The organism is Enterococcus sp. C102(2024) (assembly GCF_040888205.1).
GTDB classification, from domain to species: domain Bacteria; phylum Bacillota; class Bacilli; order Lactobacillales; family Enterococcaceae; genus Enterococcus; species Enterococcus faecalis.
In genome coordinates this window covers 58,007-80,293 of record NZ_JBFOHH010000005.1, presented here as the reverse complement: position 1 = coordinate 80,293, position 22,287 = coordinate 58,007, and the positions used below count along the sequence as shown (strand labels likewise).

Below are 22,287 nucleotides of genomic sequence, written 5' to 3'. Positions count from 1 at the left end.
ATCATGCGCTTGGAGACCTACCAACACTTAGTTGATATTTTAGAAACCAGCAACACCCCGATGAGCACACAAGAAATTGCCACAAAAATTCAATTAAGCCGCTCGGTAACCAGCTTATACTTAAATAAATTATTGGAAAAAGGTGAAGTCCAACAAACGGGAAAAAAACCCGTTTATTGGCAATTAACCCGTGCAACAACCCCCACGACCGATGTGTTTCGACAATACATCGGTAGCCAAGGCAGCGCCAAAAAAGCCATTGAACAATGCAAAGCCGCTATGTTGTATCCCCCATTGGGTATGCCTTTATTAATCCATGGAGCCAGTGGCGTCGGCAAAAGCTTTTTGGCAAAACTGATTTATGAGTATCTGAAAAATGAACAAATCATTGGCCTGGAAAAATTCTACACCTTTAACTGTGCCGATTATGCCAACAATCCCGAATTGCTATCATCCATTCTCTTCGGCCATACCAAAGGCGCATTTACTGGAGCTGAATCAGAAAAGCAAGGACTCTTGGCCCAAGCCAATAATTCCGTACTCTTTTTAGATGAAGTACATCGATTATCCAACGAAAACCAAGAAAAACTCTTTCAGTTTATGGATACAGGGACCTTCCGCCCCATTGGTGAAGAAGGAAAAATGGTCCATTCCAAGGTCCGGCTACTATTTGCGACCACCGAAAACCCGAAAAAAGTCTTATTACCAACCTTTTATCGCCGAATTTCCGTAATCGTCTCACTTCCGAACTTCAAAGAGCGCCCCATTCGAGAACGGATTGCGATTTTGAAAAACTTATTCCACCGAGAAGCGAAACGAATGACCAAAGACATCAACGTGGACGAAGAAATCTTTACAGCATTATTAGAAAATGACGAACCTGGTAACGTGGGAAGTTTATCCAACAAAGTGCAGCTCCTTTGCGCGTCGCAATTACGAAAAACTTTGCCCAATCAACCCGTCGTCATTGGCGATGCGACTCAACCAATGATTACGATTCCTTTAGACAAAGAAGTGTTAGAAGAAGACACACTTTCTTCCGATATTTTCGCAACATTTGAAGCCTTATTTACAAAAGAAAAAACACTGGCCCACTTAAAAACTGAACTGACACAATTCATTAAATATTGTTTAGACGATGAAATAACCTTAGAAAATGATTACTTTTTACAAAACCTAGTCACGGAAGTCCAAACCAAAAACAAACTAATTATTAACCAACCTGAACAAACTGAAAAACCGATGAAAGATGTTGCCAAATTGCTGAAAATTTTACCGCCAACATTTAACGAAACAGTGCTCCTTCCAGTCCAAGCACAGTTAAAAGAACACTATCCGCGAACGGTTTCCCTCGTGAAAAACTTAGTCAGTCCGCTGCCAGAAGAATACCGTTTCTTGACAGAGGTACTCTTATCTGTATTACTTAGCGGAGAAATTTCTGAAACGATTCCTTACCAAGCGCTCCTCGTGGCGCATGGTGAATCGACTGCCACAAGTATTCAAGCCGTTGCCAACAAATTATGTGGTACCTATATTTTTGATGCGATTAACATGCCCTTAACCTCTTCGGTCAGAGATATCGTCGCCGAAGTTAAAGAGTGGCTTTCTCAGCGGGACACATCACAAGGCGTCATTATGCTCGTCGATATGGGTTCCCTGACACAACTTTATAAAAGTTTGAAACCGCAAATTCTTGGAGAACTTTTGGTGATCAATAACCTGACCACTGCCTATGCGTTGGAAATTGGTCATCAATTAATGAACGAACAACTTTTCTATGGTATTGCTAAAACCGCTGAAAAAAAATTTAAAACCGATGTACAATACTTTGAAGGCTTTTCAGTGGAAAAAAATATCATTGTCTCTAGTATTTCAGGTCTGGATATTGCCAAGCAAATCAAACAAATCTGTCAAAAATACCTGTATACTGATATTAAAGTCATTACTCTAAAATACAAAGATTTGGTAAACACGTTAGACATTGCTAACGCCGAAGAAAATTATTTAAAAGAAACCTCGCTCATTTTGACCACGTCTTACTTAGACAACCATACGAATGTTGCTAGCGTGAATCTCTTAGACATGTTAGACGAAGATGCAGGAACCCAGTTGATGGAACCTTTCCAAAACTTGATGCATCCCAATAACATCGATAGCATGATTAACGAATTTGTTCACTTCTTCTCGAAAGAAGGCTTGTCAGAAAAACTAGAATTTCTAAATCCTGACGTCATTATTAAACAAGTCGAAAACGTTACAAAAAACATTGAAAAACGCTTCGACCTCACACTCAGCGGCAAAATGAAATTTAACTTAATGATGCACAACGCGCTCATGGTAGAGCGGACAATGCTCGGCGTTGAAGACTATGAAATCCCTGCTAACCTAGAGGAACTAACCATTAACCAAAAACCATTTTTCCAAAATGCTAAAAACATTTTCTATACTCTAGAACAGTTTTATCGAATAGAGATTTCCAACTGGGAACTCTATGTGATTTATGAAATTTTGTCTTCTCGGTGAGGGGGATGGGAAAAGCCACTTTCCAGAGGAAAGTGGCTTTTTTAGTTTGTGTTCTGCGTTAAAAATTCATACATATTAGGTTCTACAGGTGTTTCTAAGGTAAAGTCTAGTTTAACGACGCTTTTTTTCTTACCCTCTTTGTCTTGTTTTTCGACTTGTTGGATAGTTTCTTGAAGAGGGGCTACTTCGCCTAGATAATAGAAATCTGTTTCGTTCTCTTTTTGATTATATTTCCGTTTCACAAATAAATGAAATTTATATTCCCCAGGATTCCGCAAAAGTTGAACTTCTGGCGAGCGTAGATTTCTAGGCGCTTTTGTATACCAATGGAATGTTCGTTCATCAATAAATTCATCCTCATAAGCAATACGTGCAGCTTTAAAATCTTTGCCTTTATCCAAAGTTACAAAAATAGCAAAATGATTATTACTGTTTGTATAGCCACCAATACTTTGTTCATTTTGATTAAAGTTCATATTTAATAATCGTAAAACATCTTTACGACGATATTTTTTGTATAAATTTAACGGTTGGGATAAATCATACTCCATAGATTTGTTAATCCCTGTATGGATTACATCTAACATCAAATTGATGAAATAAGAATTCTTTTTAAACTCTCTGAATTTTTCTGTTATTTGTAAACAATTTTCTTTCATCTTAAACATTTGTGATAACAAATAACGTTTTCTAATTGTTGATTCGTAAAAAGATAAATCTAAGACTTTAACAACAGATGCTAGAGTATCTGTCGTATACGTCAGGTTAAACGTATCAAACAGCGCTGTGATTTCCTCTAAAGATAACTGTTCTTTATCTGTCATTAAAAATTCTTCAATAACATAAAGTTCATGCGGGCGAATTCCTGATAGCAATTCTACAGAAACAAATTTTAGTGCACCGTTTTCTTCTTCACTTAATTTAGCTTCTGTTTCCCCAATTCTCTCCAAGAAATTATAGTATGTTTTTTCTTTACCTATAATCAACAATGGATCCACGCCATCTAACACTTGAAAATCATTCAGGTAAGGAACCCTATTCAACCGATTTTTCAACTTAAAATAACTAGCTTTTAGTTCCGACATCGCATCTAATTTAGCTTGATCAATTGATTTAAAGATACGTTCACGAGCAACTTTTTCAAAATTAATTGAAGATAAACCACTGATATACGTCACATCAATTGTATCGCGACGTAAACTATTCTTAGTTTGAGAACTATCTCCAGATAAAGCCATAGGAATCATATAGTTATTTTTATAATTACCAATAAAATCAATTACCGTAACAAATTCTTTTGATGGGTCTTTTCTTAGCCCCCGACCTAATTGCTGAATAAAAATAATACTAGATTGCGTATTTCGCAGCATAATTACTTGATTTACTTTAGGGATATCAATGCCTTCATTAAAAATATCAACCGTGAATATATAATGAATCTCTCCAGTATCTAAACGCTTAATTTCCTTTTCTCTTTTATCAAAATTATGGTCACCAGATAAATAAGCACTCGGAATTCCACGATCGTTAAACATCTCTGCTAACTGCCTTGCTTCGTCTTTACGACTACAAAACACCAAGCCTCGAGGACTATCTCCCGAATAACCATAATAGTTAATTTTTTTTATTAAAAAATCAACTCGTTCTTTCTGTAGCAAACGTTTTAAATCGGTTGTTTCATCAATGATTTCACCATCTTTTTCATAATCAGTTACGCCAAAATAATAAAATGGACAAAGCAGTTCTGCCTCTAAAGCGGCTTGCAAACGTATTTCATACGCTACATTATAATCAAATAGCTCAAAGATATTAAAATTATCTGTTCTTTCAGGTGTAGCCGTCATTCCCAATAAAAACTTGGGATTGAAAAATTCAATGGCTTTAATATAAGATTTCGCTCCAGCTTTATGGACTTCATCAATCAAAATATAGTCAAACGCTTCTTTTCCTAAACGCTCTTGATATTCACTTTTAGATACTGTTTGAATTGTTCCAAATAGATATTTTGCATCAAAATTCTTAGAATTCCCTGATAAAACACCATAATCATCATCTTTTCCACCTAAAATCAATTTGAATGATTCTAATGCTTTCATTAAAATTAGCTCACTATGAACAATAAATAATACACGTTTAGGATGGAATTGCTGCACATCAAATGCTGCTAGATACGTTTTCCCTGTACCAGTCGCCGAAACAATCATTCCCTTAGTTGCGCCCGTTTCTCTAAGCGCTTTTAAACTTCTAAGCGCTTCTTTCTGCATAGAGTTCGGCAAAATATATTGCGTATCTAAACACTCGTTTTCAGAAACATCTTGCACTAACATCTTTCTATTAACAATAGGATGATAATTTTTTTCAAATGCATCGACCCATTCTAGGGTTAGCGACTGTGCCTCATGCCATTCTTGAATGAGATGCTTTTGAATAGAAGAAACCATCTCGCCATTCTCTCTTGAAGTTAATCTAACATTCCACTCATAGTTAAGTTTCAAAGCAGACATTGTTAGGTTCGAACTACCAATAACAAAGCTTTGATAATCCTCCATCTCAAACAAATATCCTTTTGAATGAAAACCTTCTTTTTTAGAAACTCGTACTTCTACATTTGGAATATTCAACAATGCTCGAAATACGTGTGGATCATTAAAATTTAAGTATGTTGATGTTAAGATTTTTCCAGAGATTCCACGCAAAGCCAGATCAGCCAGTTGTGTTTTTATTGCATTTAAGCCACTAGGTGTTATAAATGCAACGGCTATAAAAAAAGTCTTACAGCTTTTCAAATCTTTACTCAATGTATTCAATAAATAATCATGTTTTTTGGGATTGTTAACAATAAATTTAGGTGTAAGTTCGTCACCTAGAGTTTCCTTATTAATAAATGCCTTTTGTAACGCCAATTCTAAATTATCCATTTTGTTCAGTTCCCACACCTTTTTCTACTAATTTTTCCACAGTAGGAATATCAGCAGGCGCCCACTCAAGTTGGTTTAATTCATTTGGCGTTAGCCATTTAATTTGTAGATGTTCTGTCAACTGAGGTTCACCTGATTCTAAATAACAGATAAATGTAGTTAAATTAACGAAACCAAAATCATACTCATATCGACAAAAAGCATACTCTTCCTTGACGATCGTTACTTCTATTTTTAATTCTTCTTGCAATTCACGTTCAAGCGCTTGAACTTCCGTCTCACCATTCTCGATTTTTCCACCAGGAAATTCCCAAAGATTTGCTAATGCACGTTCAGGTCCTCTTTGACAACACAAAACTTTCCCCTTCTCCACTATGATTGCTCCTACTACGCGAATTTCTTTTTTCATATATTTTAACCCTCTAATCTAATTGATTTTGTTAGTTTTATTATATTTAGGATCGCATAAATAAGCTAGGGTTGCAATATTAGTGGCGTAAATTTCATTTATTATATTTGTTTTTTGATTTACTATACTTTAATTATTTAATAACTCTTCAGTTTAAACATACTAATCTCTCAAAAAACCGCAACTTACTCCCTCCAAAACGCAAGAGAGAAAAAGTTAATAAAGAAATATCTCCCAAAAACGTATAATGAATTCAAAGAAAAAAGAAATAGCGGCGATCAAAATGAGGAAATCAACTAAAAAGAAATGTATCATTTGCGTAAGTGCGTTATTCGGAATGAGGATACTTGCTGAAATCGGAATCAATTATTCTCTTGGTAAGAAAGATAAACATATTGTCAGTATGTGAATTTTTATATACTGGTTTATGACAGAACACACACTGTCGCTACCATAAAAAAAGACACCTTCCAAAAAATGGAAAGTGTCTTGAAACATTGTAATTGATTCGTAAGCGAACACGTTCGCAACGACTCCAAATAATTAACGTTTTGAGAAATATCAAGATGAATTTTATATATACTCAATCAAGTTTAATCCATCTGTATCAATACTTCACAGATTTATAAATGGATATAGATTGCTGAGAGTTGATTGAAATTGATAGTAATTGAACCAATTTGAACCATTTTAGATGTTAGTTGAATACAAATTTTTAACAGCGATCCCCTATCAATGAACTAATAATATATAAGGTTTTTGAATATCTTAACATTTTATGAAGAAAATTTCTTGAAATTCTCAGCTTGTTCCAAGACCTGTTCAAATATGTCATTATTCCATTGTGGCGGGTAACCATTTTTATGCAAAAGTATGACTAAATCTCGACGAAGTTGGTTCTTGATATCATCACGGCTCGACCAATCTGCAAATTTTGCCTTATCGTCAACCAATTCTTTGATATCTTTTGCTAGTTTGAAAGCATTTTCATCAGAATACTCGAATTCATGATCATCTCGCACTTTTATGAGGATGTCATAAAATGCTTTTTCTTCATAGGAGATCCCTAGTTCCTCGAAGGAGTCTGCATCTGCTTTCAAATCTTTCATGATATCTAATAATTGTTCTGATAAGTCGTCCACAAAGTCTGAAACTACTTCAGATACAAATACCTGTGCATCACGATTGTTATAAGCTTCAACAACCTTTTTCAACCGTTCAGAAAACTCAATAGCTTTAAGTTTATTAGACATCCTATATGTCTTAATTTGTTGCTTTAATAGTTTCAATAAAGCATTAAATTTGGTATTGGGCATGTGAATCTTAGCCAGCTCATCTTGAACTTTCTGGCTAAACAACTCATCGGTTTCATTATTTATAATATCTTCAACACCAGTTGAAGTTATTGCATTGTAAACCATCTGTTGAACTACCTTATTCATCATTTCAGCATCTGGAGCATCCCCTTTAGTTTGCTTATAAATAATAGAGCGGATTGCTAGATAGAATTGTGCTCGTTCAGTTTCTTCGTCAGTTAGCTCACCTGATGGAAAAACAATTTCATATGCTTTTTTCATTTTACGCGACTCGTGCATAAATCGATTTTCTAATTCTTGAGTTATTTGCACAAATTCAGCACCTGCATTTAAAGTCATCAACCGTTGTGCAGGTGAACCGGTATAAAATTTGTTAGCATCGAATTTCACCAACATAGCATCAATGATGGCAAGCTGATTTCTGAAAATACCAAGTGTGATTGGTAAATCATCAATTGGATTTCCTTGGTCGCCACCGTATTGTTTTAATGCTTCCAACATAGCTTTTCGGATACCGATATAATCAACTACTAATCCTTTGTCCTTACCTTCAAATACTCGATTAACACGAGAAATCGTTTGAATTAAAGTATGCTTTTTCAAAGGTTTATCGTTATACATAACTGCTAAACTCGGAACGTCGAATCCCGTAATCCACATATCGACAACTATCGCTATTTGGAAATTGGAGTTATTATTTTTAAATTGTTTTTCCAACAATTGCCGATGTACTTTATCACCAACCAAATCAAACATTTCCTTAGGATCATCTTTTCCACGAGTTGCCACAAGATTTACTTTTGGCAATTCGACTAATTTTTCAAGTTCGATTTCGGATAAAACTGTCCTATCAGTTTTCTTTGGGACAAACCAGTCTGGTCGGATTTTCTGTAATTCTTGATAAAGTAAATAAGCATGTTCACGGCTACTTGTAACAATCATAGCCTTTTGAACAATCTCAGGTTTTTCGCTAACTAGACGCATGTAATGTACAGCAATATCAGAAGCAACTTTCTTAATACGGTCTGGATGAACAAGAATTTGTTTCATCTTCGACATGGCCTTCTTGCTTTCTTCAACCTGTTCCGGATTTGCTCCCTCTTCACTTACTTCTTCATAGTATCTATCAATTTGTGCAGCTTGCGTATCAGAGATAATGACACGAGCTAAACGTGGTTCAAAGGATATACGAACAGTAATACCATCATCTGTTGATTCCTTCATTGTATATTGATCAACAATTTCTCCGAAAACATAAATCGTTTCATCAATTGGCGTCCCAGTAAATCCAGCATATGTTGCATTTGGAAACGCATCACGTAAATAGTGTGCAAACCCATAAGAGGTCTCAATACCTTTATCTGTTTTTTTTAGCTTTGCTGTGGTATTTGTCTGCGTTCTGTGCGCTTCATCTGAAATACATATGATATTATTCCGTTCAGACAGCAAGCCAGTTTCTTCCTCAAACTTTTGAATAGTGCAGATATATACTCCACCAGATTCGTTTGTCGAAAGTTCGCTCTTTAGATCAGCACGACTTTCAATCGCTTTAACATTATTATCTTTAAGATACTTCTTAGATGACTCAAAAAGTTCACTAGTTTGATTCGATAAATCTTCACGATCAACCAAAATAATAATCGTAGGTGATTGAAAAACGTCTCTATCATGCGTTACAAGCAAACGAGACAAGAAAAGCATGGTATTAGTTTTGCCAGATCCTGTTGCACCAAAATACGTACCACCTTTACCATCACCAGCAGGTTTCAAATGTTGTTTGATATTCTCTAACATTTTATTAGCAGCAAAAAATTGTGGATACCGTGTAACAATAGCTTTTTCCTTTTTATCTGAATCCGGATAATAGATAAAATCACGGAGGATAGCAATCAATCGATCCTGAGAAAAAGCGCCATCGATTAGTGTTTTTAATGCGGATATACCATTTGCAATCTTTTCTTCGTCACTTGCTTTATTCCACGCATAGTAATACTCATATGGTGTAAAAATCGATCCCATTTTTGTATTTGCACCATCAGATAAAACTGATAAGAAACAATACTTCATTAAGTTAGGAATGTCACGATTATAACGAGTATGAATTTGTTTCCATGCATCATAGATTGTGACGTTTTCCTTGATTGCTGTCTTAAACTCAAATATTGCAACTGGAATACCATTAACAAAAACTAACATGTCTGGCCTACGTTCACTTTCCCCAACAACAGTGAATTGATTAACGACTTTGAAAACGTTATTTTCAGGCTGTTCAAAGTCAATATAATCGACGTGAATAGCTGTTTCAGTTGCATCGTCACGGACTAAATCGAATCCTTCATTAATCAAAAAAAATAAGTCCCGATTAGATTTATATAGCGGGTCTGTTGGTGTAAGCTTAATTTTGTTGATAATTTTAGCGACTTCCACTTCTGACAAGTTTGAATACTTTGAATTTAAATAACTTGTCAAATCTGATAGTAGCAAAACTTCATCGAATTTCCGGTGAATAGATTCACCACTGATGTAGTCATATCCATTTTCTGTAAACAACTCAATAATAGCTGCCTCTAAAGTTGCTTCATCAAACTTCGGCATAGACTTTTGCCTCCTTGATTGCCCCATTAATTAGAATTGGGCAAATCTCCTTGATTTGTGCTTTTAGTTGTTCATTGATTTCACGACGCGCAATATAGGCGTTATAGATATCAACAATAGATTTTTGAATATTAATATCAGGGATAGGAATTTTCACTTCCTGCATATCTTCCCAGTTAAATGTCTCTCGTGCACTTCCCCAAGAATGAAACCTTGCATAACGATCAAAATCAGATTTGGAGAAGAACAGCATTAAAAATTCCGGTAGAATTCTACTTTCGTTCGTTTGAAAAATTGTTGATATTAATGAAACTAAAACTGTTTCTTCTTGATCATTCATAGCAATTGAAATTTTATCCCCACGTCTTGAAGTATCTGGCACATAAGCAATATGTCTAGGCTTTAATTTTTTATAGTTGCTCACACTTATGCCATCCATTTTTGCTTTAGTAGCAATAATCTCTTTAGAAGTTGAAATTCCCCTTACAAAAGTATCATCTAATCTATCGTTGCGTTCATCTACCTGCTTAATGTAAGCTCCAATCGCTTCACTTGGCATTTTATGTCTAAGTTTTTCAATTGTCGCGTCACAAACTAACTTCAAATCTTCCAATCCATTTTCATAGGATTGTTGGTTAGCAAGAAGCGATTTGTAGACAGCTACATACTTTTCCTGAATTTCAAGTGGTGGTAAGTCAATATCAATGTCACAAAAGCGTGTCCAATCTAGATTTCCTCGAATAGAGGCGTCTGTACAGAACCAAGCATATCTATCAAATTCTGACGACTGAAAGATCATATTTAAGTATTCAGGTAATACTGTTTCAGTTTTAGTTATTTGAAATACAAAATATGCTGATGAAACAACAATCTCGTCACCTTTAGCATTCATAGCAATTGGAATACGTTCATCACGTCCAACGTGCATCAGATTACAAGCAAAACTATTATGCGGGACTACCAAATATTTTGAAGTATCTGCTCCAACATTTGTTGATGGCATAAACTGTTTTAATATATTGATCCCAGAAATATTTGGATGATTGGGATTTCCATTTTTAATTTTTATTTGTTCAATAATATCTCCAATTTTATAGTTCATAGCCAATCCCCCTGAATGCTTCCTCAAGACTAGCTTGTGATGCTTTTTCGACATTTAGGACTTCTCTCATTTCTGCTTGAATACGAGCCATTTCTTTGTCATAGTCAATTTCTAAGTCATGGTCGATGAACTCAACATATTTACTTGGTGCAAGTGAGTAATTGGCATTTCGAATGTCTTCTAATGTAGCTGCTTTGCACAATTCAGGAACATCTTCATATCCATTTCCTTCTTGCCAGGATTGGTAGATAGACTTAATTTTTACAATTTGTTCATCTGTTAAAACTGTTTTTTTCTTCTTTGTGCCTTTCTCAACTGAGTATTGCTCAATATGATCATTCCAACGTCGTAAATCCATAAATAAAACTTCTTTTTGACGGTCTCGAAGCTGACGTCCATTGACATTGTATGCTTTCTTATTATTGTTTATTATCCAGAGTGTCACAGAAATATCGGTTGTATAGAACATATCGCGAGGAAGTACAATGATAGCTTCAACTTTATCGTTTTCAAGTAATTTTTGTCGAATTTCCCCTTCAATACCATCAGCATTTAAAGCACCATTAGCAAGTAAGAAACCTGCAATCCCAGTTGTTACATCCAGTTTAGATAGAATGTGTAAGATCCATGCATAGTTGGCATTGGATTTTGGAGGTACAGCATAACCGTGCCAGCGAGCATCATCCGTTAACTCGTTTTCTTGGCGCCAATCTTTCAGATTAAATGGTGGATTCGCCATGATGTAATCAACCTTCATATCTTTGTGTTGATCATCAGTAAAGCTCGAACTTTCTCCAAGCCCTTGAGTACCCAAATCATAAGAAATTCCACGAATTGCAAGGTTCATTTTAGCAAGGCGACGTGTATCTGGGTTTTTCTCTTGCCCAATAATTGATACGGCAGACTTATTCCCATTATGTCGTTCGATAAATTTCATAGACTGAACAAACATTCCCCCACTTCCACAGGCAGGGTCATACACACGTCCACTGTAAGGTTCAATCATTTCAGCAATTAGTTTAACCGCTGATGCTGGTGTATAAAATTCGCCTTCTTCTTTTGTCGCTGACAAAGCAAAACTTTGTAAGAAATACTCATAAACTCGACCAATCAAATCATCTTCATGAAATTTGTCAGCTGATATTTTATTTATTTCATCAATAAGTTGCTTGATTGTACTTACTGCCAAATTGAATCCGACATAGAAGTTTGAAGGTAGTGCACCTTGCAAAGATTTATTATCTTTTTCAATATCTGCCATTGCTGTATCTATAATAACGGCAATGTCATTTTTATTGGCGTTTTTGACAAGGTAATCCCATCGAGTATGAGGCTCAAGGTAGAATACGTTATCAGCTAAGTAAAAAGATTTATCATCTAAAAACGCTGGTACATCTCCGTACTCTGCTTTGATTTTTTCACGTTGTGTTTCAAATTTGTCTGATGCGAACTTAATAAAAATTAGTCCAATAATCGCATCTCGTTTATCATCTGTTTTTCCTGAGGAACGTAAGATGTTACGAATACCAAATAGGATTGTTTCTAATGTTTGTTCTTTCGTTTCAGCTTTCTTTTTTACCATTGCTTTTAATCTCCTTCAATTACACTTTATTTTCTAGTTTTGATTAACCAGAAAACTCTTTTATATTCTCAGATAAAAATATTGACATAACAAATGATAAAAAAACATTTGCAACAAATAGCTCTATGCTTTGTGGGAGCTTCTTAAAGGTTAAATATTCAGCACCATTAAAACTAGTTACTAATTTTGTCTCTTTATTAAATTCCAATACACCTTCATTTTCTACTTGATTTGTTGAATTGTATTTGTTATACGTGAAATCCGTAAACAATCTGACGAATTGATCTTCCACAGTACCCATATGATCAAAAGATACTTCTAAAAGAGTGGCTACTTTTTCTGGAGTAACTTCTGTTGATCCTCTTCCGAAATTTGATAAAAGCGACAAAATATTACTCTTAATTTTAACATTTTTTTCAATACAATCTTTTAGTAAACATTCAAATAATTTGGGCGCATATTGTTTTATTTCTTCGGTATTTCCCCACAAAAGATCATGCTTATTGCTAAAGTTCAATTTATTAGTAAGTAAATCAACATACATATCTGGTACCAAATATCGATTATTTCTATTAGTTTTGCCTAGAGCTATTTTATTAATCATTTTAGGATCATACCCTGTTTTTTCAGTAGAAGTTTCGTAATCTATCTGGTTAGCATAACCCGCTAATTTGTAATAGGTTACCTTCATACTCTTTTTTCTAGAGTAAATTCTTTTAGCTGCTAATGAATAAATAAACTGACTAGTTTCTTGAAATATTTCCTTCATAATTTCACCTTCAATAAAAGTGGTGTATTTTTTATTATTATATCATAAAAAAGTTCAACCCAAGCAACCGATTAAATCTATGGCAAAATTAAATCATCAAGAAAGAGTCGCAATCCCTTGAATAATTCATAGTGTTTGTTTGCTAGTGACAAACACAGAAAGAGGTTATTTGTATGACAAAAAAATTATCAGCCTTCCTATATTTTGATGCTGAAAACTATTTTGAGAAAAAAATCTTATTAGCAATGCAGTCTGAGCCATTAAAAAATGAAAATCAAGAAATTATTGGCAGTAAGTACACTGTAATTATATGGGAAGATGCTACTGATTACGGCGATCAATCCATTAGTAATATTGGTGATACTTATAAAGTGAAGGTAGTTGGAAAACATTTAAAAAAGATAGATAGTCCCTCGGAAGTTAAATTGATTAATCCCTCTGGAATAGTTTATGGAGAATTTCGTAATCAATTGAGTGTTTCTGCTGAAGATATTATCTTCATTACCAAGGATACAAAATAATGGCACGAACAGTAAAAAAGCTAACTCAACTTCCTAAAAAAATACCACTTCAAGTAAAAGTACTTGGAGTGGCATCATTAATGGACCTACTACTAATAATATTTAATCGATTACTAGTGTTTCTTATGCAACACGACTTTCCTGAAACAATCAATCACATCCTAATTATACTGAGAGACTGGACAAAGACAATTATCCCTGGATTAACCATGCTAATATTTCTTTTTGGTATTGGCATTCTATATCTTCATATTGCTATTAAAAAAAGATATGATCCTTTTCCTTTTGTAATTCGAAGTATTTATTTTGACTTTTGGTTACAGACCGTCAATCTCTGTATTCCATTAGATCAAGAAACTATTTTATTGCCCAATGTACGCAAAATAAAAAAGGGTAATGATAATAACCAAAAAGCTTTTGAAATAGAAATATTAGCTGATTTCAAAGAAAGAATGTTGTCATTAAATGATGCAATTAACAGCTATTTAGCTCACCATAATTCAGAATATCATGTGTTTGAGAGCTATGAAATAAACGGGTGGATACGATATATATTGACAACAAATTTTGAAAAAGAGCAATTACGAGGTGAAGATATTGAACTATAGCATTCCCATTACCAAATCAATCTATTATGATGCAGCAAAGCAAATTAATTGCTTAATTGGAGGGCCTCGAGGAATGGGCAAAAGTTGGTTAGGTATATATATAGCCAATAAGCTAGCTACTTTAGAAGTACCCACACAGTTATTTATTATTGACTATAAACAAAGTGATGCTTCTAGACTTAATACCCTACTTCCAGAGAAAAGAGTAGCTTGTACAAAAGAAGAAATATTTTCCTTATTAGAACACTTCGTTAACTTAATGCGTATACGACGCAAATTCATAAATGATAACTCTGAATTTGGTGCTACAGCAGTAAACTTACAAATGCCTTTATATTATCTTTGGTACGATGAGTTTGGTGCATTCACCCCAACATTAACAACCAGTGAGAAGAAAAAACACGATGATTTATTATCTCAACTAGTTTTATTAGGGCGGCAATATAATTTTGGATTATTAGCGATTATGCAACAAATTTCAGTTACTAATAGTGGTTTAAATAGTAACATAAAGCAGCAATTCGGAATGACTGTTCATATGGGCTCAGATACAAAGGAATCATATCGTCAGACGTTCGGCACCACCTATGAAATACCTCGGGTTAATCTCTCTAGAGGGCAAGGCCTAATTTGGATGCAAGGAGAACGAGTTATTCAACCCTTTTACGCTCCAGATCTATCGAACATCGATATTTGGCAATCGTTTAAAAAGAATCTTAGTAGTCAGAATAACGATAAATATTTAAAAAAGTGCAAAACAAGTGAATTGAAATAAGGGCATTTTGGTTTTAACAAAATGTCCTCGCGCGCAAGCGCCCTTTAACTTGATAAGCGGAAAACAAGTGAACTTCGATCATATTGGAGGTGATTTGATGAAATCAAACAATGAGCAACCTTTTCATTTTTAATAATGCGCTTGTAAAAGCATATCGCTACGGAAGAACTTTAGAAATTACTACCTCAAATGGTCTAAATAGGCAGACAATAAAAGTACTCCCAAACAAACGATATGTAATACTTGAAACTGGTGAGATTAGGGATATGAACACTAGTGCCGAGAATAGAGCTGACAACATAAAAACTGTGAAGCAAACCATGAAAAAATTGCGGCGTCTCATCGCTCATAATTTTAACGGTGGAAATAATCAACTTTGGATCACGCTAACCTATGCGGAAGATATTACTGACTACAAACTTGCTTCAAAAGACTATAAACTGTTTATGAAAAATCTACGGAAATTTCACAACAACTTGGAATATATATCAGTCATTGAGCCACAAGCAAGTGGGCGTTGGCATTTTCATATTCTCTTAAAGAGTGAAACAACTCTATTTATTTCTAATGACGAAATAGCACGCTGCTGGGGAAAAGGTTTTACCAAGACCAAACGTTTAAAATCATCGGATAAAGTAGGAAATTATGTATTGGCTTATCTAAGTAATCTTGATTTTCCTGCTGACCAGAATAATCAAAGTAAGAAATACGTCAAAGGTGCTAGATTGTATTTCTATCCTAAAGGGATAAGGATATACCGAAGAAGTAAAGGTATTCAAGATCCTGTTACCGAAACCGCAAGTAAAAAGAGCATCATGCAGAAAAATCACGCAACAAATCGAAAAGCTAATTACTCAACAAAGACAGTTCACCAAGCTAAGACTGGACAAGTAACATATATTACTGAATTTTATGATGGTTTAGATTAAAAGGAGTGACAATACATGATAGCAGATAAAATTAACAGATATCCTTATCTTATGACCCGTGAACAAGCTTCAAGTTTTTTAGGTATTGATCCAAAGTCATTTGATAAATACCTCCGAAAAAGTGATCAACTAAATAGATTTATGATTGGAAGGCAAGAGCGTTACACTATCGATTCTTTAGTTGATTTTATTAAAACGAATCAAATTTAAAGCTTACTAATGGTTGATACTTTGCTAGAACATGTTTACAATGATTTTGTATTCAACTAGCATCTATCAACTATTTTTATGAAAGGAATTGATAGCATGGCTAGTATTATTAAAAGAGGAAAATCATATCGAGCGCAGGTTTCCTTATATAAACAAGGAAAACATAAAAAACTTTCTAAGACTTTTCCAACAAAGAAAGAAGCAGAACTTTGGACTTTAGAAATGGAATTAGCGAAAGGAGAAGGTAAAGAACTTGCATACAGAGCAACAACCTTTGGGGATTTTTTCGAGAATTGGATTTACCTTGTAAAAGTAAATGACGTGAAAGAAACAACTTTTCAAAATTATGTACGTACTTTAGGAGTTATTCGAAAATTATTTCAGGACATTCAATTAAAAGATTTAAATGATATTGTTGTTCAGAAGAAAATTGATGAATACTCAAAAACACATTCCCGAAAAACAACACATGAAGTATTACTAAAAATTAAAACGGCTTTACGTGATGCCTATGCTCGCGGTTATATTGCTAATGACTTCGCACGATTAGTCAAAACACGTGGAGAAAACCCACCTAAGCGAAACAGAGCATTATCCATCACTGACTTTAAAAAGCTTCGCAATTATGTTTTAAAGCATCCAGAAAATGAATTTAACGTACTTGTATTACTAGCATTAGAAACAGGCATGCGACGTGGAGAACTACTAGCAATAAGACCAGAAAGCCTTTTTAAATATGGAATAGAAGTTAGACATTCAATCAGCCCTACTTCTGACGATACTTCATTAAAAACACAAAATGCAAAACGTGAAGTTTCTATTAACAAAGAAGTACATGATCTTATTAGTAAAATTCCTGTTAAAGAGAATGGTTATATTTTTAGTTTTGGCGGGTTTAAACAATCCGAACAATTAGCAAAGTTATTGAAAGGGTTAAACATTAAAAGAACTACCTTTCATGGTCTGCGAGATACACACGCATCGTTTTTGTTTGCTCAAGATATAGATATTGCTTATGTATCAAAAAGATTAGGTCACATAAATATTCAAACAACGCAAAATTATTATCTGGAATTAATGCCAGAAAAAAAGCACCAGCAAGATGCTGATGCTTTAAACCTTTTAAATTCTTTGTCCAGTTGATTTGAACCAACTTGAACCAAAAATCTCTTGTAAACGTTGATACAATAAAGAATTGATTAACGTTTTGAGAACTGTGAAGCTTTACGGGCTTTCTTAAGACCTGGTTTTTTACGTTCAACCATACGTGCGTCACGAGTAAGTAACCCAGCGCGTTTTAAAGCAGAACGGAAGTCAGGATCTACTTGTAACAATGCACGAGCGATTCCGTGACGGATAGCTCCTGATTGTCCAGCATAGCCACCACCGTTTACGTTTACGATTACATCGTAAGCGCCTTTTGTTTCAGTTACGCCAAATGGTTGGTTGATAACTTCACGCAAGTCAGCATGTGGAATATATTCTTCTACGTCTTTTTTGTTTACAGTAATTTTACCAGTACCTGGTACTAAGCGTACGCGGGCAACTGCATTTTTACGACGGCCTGTGCCGCTATATTGTACTTGTGCCAATGAATTTCCCTCCTTAAATTAAGTTCGTGATATCTAATACTTCTGGTTGTTGTGCAGCATGTGGATGCTCAGCTCCACCGTATACGTTCAATTTAGTAAATTGTTTACGTCCTAAAGTGTTTTTAGGTAGCATACCTTTTACAGAAGTTTCGATAAGACGGCGAGAGTTTTTGTCGCGTAATTCACCAGCAGTCACTGATTTTAATCCTCCAGGATACATTGAGTGACGGTAGTAAATTTTGTCTGTAGCTTTTTTACCTGTTAATTTTACTTTATCAGCGTTAATTACGATTACGAAATCTCCAGTATCCACATGTGGTGTGAATGTTGGTTTATTTTTACCACGTAGTACAGAAGCAACAACTGCTGATAGACGTCCTAAAGGAACATCTGTTGCATCTACTACGTACCATTTACGTTCTACTTCGCCAGCTTTGGCCATATATGTTGTACGCACGTTTCTTTCCTCCAATTTTGTTTTCGATGTTTGACATACACTTGAGTTTCCGGGGCTCATTGTGGGGCAAACAATACCATTTAATATTTTACCTTCAATCACTGATAAAGTCAATGTTTTTCTGCGCTTTCAGAAAATAGATTTTCACTTATTTTTTTGTGCCTTTTAAACAGAAAAAAACCGCCAACGTCAACGTCAGCGGCTTTGGGAGTTGTTTTAAATTATGCGTCAATACCAGGCGCTTTGCCAAGTTTGGCTTGTAACATCCAAATATTTTTTTCGATGTCTGTTTTGTTTGCGATGAAAATGTCTTGTGTGCAGTCGTCGCCTTCTTCACCAGAAACTTCGATTCCTTTTGCGTAAAGGTCTGCTAAGTAACGGTAGCCTGCTACTAATTTTTCCATACGTTCTGGAATAGTGCGGTCCCAGTTACCAATTTCATCTTCAATTTTTGTATTTTCTGCGAATTCACGCAATGTTGAGAATGGAGAGCCGTCCAATGTGATTAAACGTTCTGAAACAACATCTAATTGCTCATTGATTTGATCCATGTATTCATCCATTTGTGGGTGAAGTGTTAAAAATTCAGGTCCACGCATATACCAATGTGTTTGATGAATTACCACGGAAAATTGGCTTAAATCTGCAACGAGTTGGTTCAAAATTTCTTTTGTTTTTTCAAATTTCATTCTTTGTCATCCTCCTAAATATTATTTCTACACTCTTAGTGTAATATGAATTGTGAAAAAAGTACACTGAAAACCCTTCTTTTTTAAAATTATTATCAAATTATAATAATTACAATTAAGAATCTAATTAATTTCCTGCAATCGCTGTTCTTTCATCCGCAGTGACGACTTTTTGTTCCGCTTGAGTGAGGATCGTGTCGAGCGCCTCTGTCAACTGGTCAGTATCTTCTTTTCCTGTGACGAAAGCTAAAAAAAACTGATTCAGTCTCAGTTGCTCCACTGCTGGCAAGTACCATTGTCCTTCTACTTGCTTAACCGTTAATGGCAGTTCAACTGGCTCATGGCTGACATTGATTTGTTGGATTTCTTTTTTTAAAACGGCTAACGTGTGCTGCATGTCTAGCGCTTGTGTCGCCTGTTGCGTTTGCTGAAGAAGAGCAGTGGTTGTATCTTCAATCGCCGTCACAAAATCTAAGCCCTTAATCTGAAAAGTGATTGTCGCTTGTCCATTCAATTCTTTCGTGGCTACTAGTTGATATGACGCTTTTTTCTTCACTTGAGCCAGTAATTCTGCGCTAAGCTTCTGGGCTTCAGTCTCGGTGACTTCAGCGTTCATTTCTTTTAAGCTATTGAAAAATTGCTTCTGGAACTGTTGACGGCTCGTCTGCAAATGCTCCGCTAAGACTTTCGGTTCACGAAAAGTTTGAGAGAATGTCTCTGGCTTTTCTTGGTAAATAAAGTAATCTACCAACTGTTGCGCTGCTTTTTCGCCGGAACGAGACTGTGCACTGCAGCTTGCTAACGCCCCAATGAATAACAGAAATAGTGGTAGTAGCTGTTTCTTCATTTCTCATCCTCATTTCCTCAAGTCTTTGTCTCTCTTCTAGTTAAGCAACTTCTCAGCCATTTGTCAAAGCTATTTACTATCAATTATTTGCGGAATTCTGCTAATTTTTGATAACTTTGTGCTAAAACTTGTTGGGTTTCTTGAAAAACAGGATACAGTTCTTGATAAACTAGCAATTGATCCGCTCGTGGCGTGACCGTTTCATGAATCAGCACCTGTTGCGCCGCTGCTTGCAAATTTGGTAACTGCCCTAAGCCTTGCCAACCTAGCAAAACAGCGCCTAATGCCGAAGCTTCGGTGCTATCAGTGAACGATAACGTTTCTCCCAGCACATCAGCCATGATTTGACGGAACACAGGGGAATCAGCAAAGCCGCCTGTCGCCCGAATCTCCTGAACGGGTCCACCGAGTTGTTTCAAATCCTCTAAAATGGTTTTTAAATTGAAACAGATTCCTTCCACCACCGCTCGAGCTAAATGTCCGGCATGGTGATTTTTGCGCAAGCCAATAAAACTTGCGCTCGCCTCTGCATTCCACAGCGGTGCTCGTTCACCAAGCAAATAAGGATGAAACAGTAAGCCATTTGCCCCGGCTGGCACGGTTGCAATTTTGGCCATAATTGGGTCATAGAGATTGGTCCCGTTTTGGATAGCTTGCTGACGTTCTTCTGCAAAAATCGTTTGGCTCGCCCAATCTAATGCAACTGCACCATTACTACTTGCGCCACCAATCACCCAGTGCTGTTCATCTAGAGCAAAACAAAACGTTTCACCTTGCGGATGCAAAAAAGGTTCTTCGACAATATACCGAAGTGCACCGCTCGTACCAACAGTCAAAGTCGCTACACCCGTTCCTAGCGCTCCCAAACCTAAATTAGACAACGGACCATCCGCGCCACCAAGAACTAAAACCGTTTCCTCCTCAACACCAAGCATCTCTTGCCAAGAAGGCGCTAATGCTGGAAAAATGAACGTTGACGGGGCAACTTTTGGCAACTGTTCCTCCTCAATAGATAAATACGCTAAAATCGACGATTCCCATTGCCGCGTGTGAATATTAAATAAACCCATTCCTGAAGCACTACTATAATCTGTCCAGTATTCGCCAAAGAAACGGTAAAAAATGTAGTCCTTAATCCCAATAAACTTGGCCGCGCTCTGCGCAACGGCTGGCTGATTTTCCTGCAGCCAGCGAATCTTGTACAAAGGCGCCATTGGATGAACTGGCATGCCTGTCAATTGATAAAACAATTGGGCCGCTGGCGTTTCTTTTAACGCTTCCGCATAATCAGATGCTCGTGTGTCAGCCCAAGTAATCACTTGGGTCAATGGGCGTCCTTGCGCATCCATGGCAATTAAGCCATGCATCGCTGAAGCAAAAGAAATGAGCCCAATTGGTTGATTCTTCACTTGTTGTGTGACGGTTCGAATACAGTTCACCACAGCTTGGAACAGCGTTTCTGGGTCTTGCTCCGCCATTCCTTCAGTCTCTTGAATTAATGGATAACGCACATAGCTAGAAGCTACGGCTGTGCCATTGGGTTGAAAAGCCACTGCTTTGGCTTGCGTGGTGCCAACGTCGACACCAATCGCTAATTTTTCCATTTGATTCCCTCATTTCTTGTTTCTTTTATTATTCCTAACAAAAAAAGATTTGTCTAGTCAAACGAAAAAGTTTAAAAAAAGCGTAGTTTATTTTTAAGGAGGTAACCTATGTTTTTCTTGAGTCTCTTTTTGATTGGTGCCTGTTTCGGTTCTTTTTTATGCTTAGTGGCGGAGCGCTTACCAGTAGGGCGTTCTTTGTGGTGGCCCCCTTCCCACTGTCAAGGTTGCCAACAGCCTCTACATCTCTATGAATTAATTCCAGTTGTTTCGATTTTGCTGCAGCGCTTTCGTTGTCGAAAGTGTCAACAGCCAGTAGCTAAGAGTTATCTTTTAGCAGAACTTGTCATGGGCGGCTTAACCGCAAGTTGTTTTTTTGCTGGCCTGACGATTGATGCTTTGATTCTCTGGTGGTGGCTGACGAGCGCTTTCATATTATCCTTGATTGATTACTGGTATTTAGTGGTTGAACCGAAGATTCTTTATCCTAGTTTTTTTGTGCTTTGCTTGCTGAAAATTGCGGGTCAGCATTCGTTTTACTTACTGACTGGTCTTTTTTGTTTTTGTTTTTTCCGAGCCGTCTTACATTATTTTCCGGAAGCCATGGGGCGAGGGGATCTTTTGTTACTGGGTTTGTGGGGCTGTTTTTTACAGGTACCTCAGTTGCTGATGCTACTATTTTTTGCCAGTAGTTATGGCCTAATCTATGGCTACAGCTGTAAATTTTTGGGGTATCCAGTTGAACAGACACTTCCCTTTGTCCCCTTTTTAAGTTTGGGCTTACTCACAATCAGTTGCTTATAGCAAATAAAAAAAGCCGTAAGGAGCATGCTCCTTACGGCTT

The 22,287-nt window shown here is 36.1% G+C and carries 19 protein-coding genes; 8 read left to right on the top strand and 11 right to left on the bottom strand.

What is annotated here, in order from left to right:
• Positions 1-3 precede the first annotated feature (3 nt).
• Complete coding sequence (locus AB3I34_RS10585; protein ID WP_085444200.1) at positions 4-2,523, top strand: sigma 54-interacting transcriptional regulator; 2,520 nt, start codon at positions 4-6, stop codon at positions 2,521-2,523.
• 41 nt (positions 2,524-2,564) lie between these two features.
• On the opposite strand, the gene AB3I34_RS10580 is transcribed toward AB3I34_RS10585, so the two are convergent.
• From AB3I34_RS10580 to AB3I34_RS10555, 6 genes are all read right to left on the bottom strand, one after another.
• Positions 2,565-5,441, bottom strand: a complete 2,877-nt coding sequence (locus tag AB3I34_RS10580; protein ID WP_002387412.1) for a DUF3427 domain-containing protein — start codon at positions 5,439-5,441, stop codon at positions 2,565-2,567.
• Positions 5,434-5,850, bottom strand: a complete 417-nt coding sequence (locus AB3I34_RS10575; protein WP_010714149.1) for a (deoxy)nucleoside triphosphate pyrophosphohydrolase — start codon at positions 5,848-5,850, stop codon at positions 5,434-5,436. Before AB3I34_RS10575 ends, AB3I34_RS10580 begins: the two co-directional genes overlap by 8 nt.
• A gap of 776 nt (positions 5,851-6,626) precedes the next feature.
• Complete coding sequence (locus AB3I34_RS10570) at positions 6,627-9,761, bottom strand: type I restriction endonuclease subunit R (protein ID WP_085444199.1); 3,135 nt, start codon at positions 9,759-9,761, stop codon at positions 6,627-6,629.
• Positions 9,748-10,863: a restriction endonuclease subunit S gene (locus AB3I34_RS10565; RefSeq protein ID WP_085444198.1), complete on the bottom strand. Its 1,116-nt coding sequence runs from the start codon at positions 10,861-10,863 to the stop codon at positions 9,748-9,750. Before AB3I34_RS10565 ends, AB3I34_RS10570 begins: the two co-directional genes overlap by 14 nt.
• Positions 10,853-12,445, bottom strand: coding sequence for a class I SAM-dependent DNA methyltransferase (locus AB3I34_RS10560; protein WP_085444197.1), 1,593 nt, complete (start codon positions 12,443-12,445; stop codon positions 10,853-10,855). Before AB3I34_RS10560 ends, AB3I34_RS10565 begins: the two co-directional genes overlap by 11 nt.
• Positions 12,446-12,488: 43 nt before the next feature.
• Entirely contained in the window at positions 12,489-13,214 is a 726-nt protein-coding gene (locus tag AB3I34_RS10555; RefSeq protein ID WP_085444196.1) for a hypothetical protein, read from the bottom strand.
• A 173-nt stretch (positions 13,215-13,387) separates the two neighbouring features.
• On the opposite strand from AB3I34_RS10555, the gene AB3I34_RS10550 reads away from it, so the two are divergent.
• From AB3I34_RS10550 to AB3I34_RS10525, 6 genes are all read left to right on the top strand, one after another.
• On the top strand, positions 13,388-13,735 hold the full coding sequence (locus AB3I34_RS10550; protein WP_085444195.1) for a hypothetical protein: 348 nt from the start codon (positions 13,388-13,390) through the stop codon (positions 13,733-13,735).
• Positions 13,735-14,343 carry a hypothetical protein gene (locus tag AB3I34_RS10545; RefSeq protein ID WP_085444194.1) on the top strand — a complete coding sequence of 203 codons (609 nt, stop codon included), beginning with the start codon at positions 13,735-13,737 and terminating at the stop codon, positions 14,341-14,343. The genes AB3I34_RS10550 and AB3I34_RS10545 overlap by 1 nt, the downstream gene beginning before the upstream one ends.
• A gap of 73 nt (positions 14,344-14,416) precedes the next feature.
• Complete coding sequence (locus tag AB3I34_RS10540; RefSeq protein WP_085444193.1) at positions 14,417-15,118, top strand: hypothetical protein; 702 nt, start codon at positions 14,417-14,419, stop codon at positions 15,116-15,118.
• Between the two features lie 266 nt (positions 15,119-15,384).
• Positions 15,385-16,047, top strand: coding sequence for a replicative protein (locus AB3I34_RS10535; protein WP_077323814.1), 663 nt, complete (start codon positions 15,385-15,387; stop codon positions 16,045-16,047).
• A 15-nt stretch (positions 16,048-16,062) separates the two neighbouring features.
• The gene (locus AB3I34_RS10530; RefSeq protein WP_002338020.1) at positions 16,063-16,257 is read left to right on the top strand and encodes a hypothetical protein; all 195 of its coding nucleotides are present in this window, start codon (positions 16,063-16,065) and stop codon (positions 16,255-16,257) included.
• Between the two features lie 96 nt (positions 16,258-16,353).
• Positions 16,354-17,400: a site-specific integrase gene (locus AB3I34_RS10525; RefSeq protein ID WP_085444192.1), complete on the top strand. Its 1,047-nt coding sequence runs from the start codon at positions 16,354-16,356 to the stop codon at positions 17,398-17,400.
• A gap of 56 nt (positions 17,401-17,456) precedes the next feature.
• On the opposite strand, the gene rpsI is transcribed toward AB3I34_RS10525, so the two are convergent.
• The 5 genes from rpsI to AB3I34_RS10500 form a co-directional block, all read right to left on the bottom strand.
• The gene (gene rpsI, locus AB3I34_RS10520) at positions 17,457-17,849 is read right to left on the bottom strand and encodes a 30S ribosomal protein S9 (protein ID WP_002354786.1); all 393 of its coding nucleotides are present in this window, start codon (positions 17,847-17,849) and stop codon (positions 17,457-17,459) included.
• 13 nt (positions 17,850-17,862) lie between these two features.
• The gene (gene rplM / locus AB3I34_RS10515) at positions 17,863-18,291 is read right to left on the bottom strand and encodes a 50S ribosomal protein L13 (RefSeq protein WP_048670019.1); all 429 of its coding nucleotides are present in this window, start codon (positions 18,289-18,291) and stop codon (positions 17,863-17,865) included.
• Positions 18,292-18,527: 236 nt separating this feature from the next.
• Positions 18,528-18,995: a DNA starvation/stationary phase protection protein gene (locus tag AB3I34_RS10510; protein ID WP_002354782.1), complete on the bottom strand. Its 468-nt coding sequence runs from the start codon at positions 18,993-18,995 to the stop codon at positions 18,528-18,530.
• A 127-nt stretch (positions 18,996-19,122) separates the two neighbouring features.
• Positions 19,123-19,842, bottom strand: a complete 720-nt coding sequence (locus AB3I34_RS10505; protein WP_002387578.1) for a DUF5105 domain-containing protein — start codon at positions 19,840-19,842, stop codon at positions 19,123-19,125.
• Positions 19,843-19,925: 83 nt separating this feature from the next.
• Positions 19,926-21,446, bottom strand: coding sequence for a gluconokinase (locus tag AB3I34_RS10500; protein ID WP_085444191.1), 1,521 nt, complete (start codon positions 21,444-21,446; stop codon positions 19,926-19,928).
• Positions 21,447-21,554: 108 nt separating this feature from the next.
• On the opposite strand from AB3I34_RS10500, the gene AB3I34_RS10495 reads away from it, so the two are divergent.
• Positions 21,555-22,247, top strand: a complete 693-nt coding sequence (locus AB3I34_RS10495; protein WP_081115776.1) for an A24 family peptidase — start codon at positions 21,555-21,557, stop codon at positions 22,245-22,247.
• Positions 22,248-22,287: the final 40 nt, after the last annotated feature.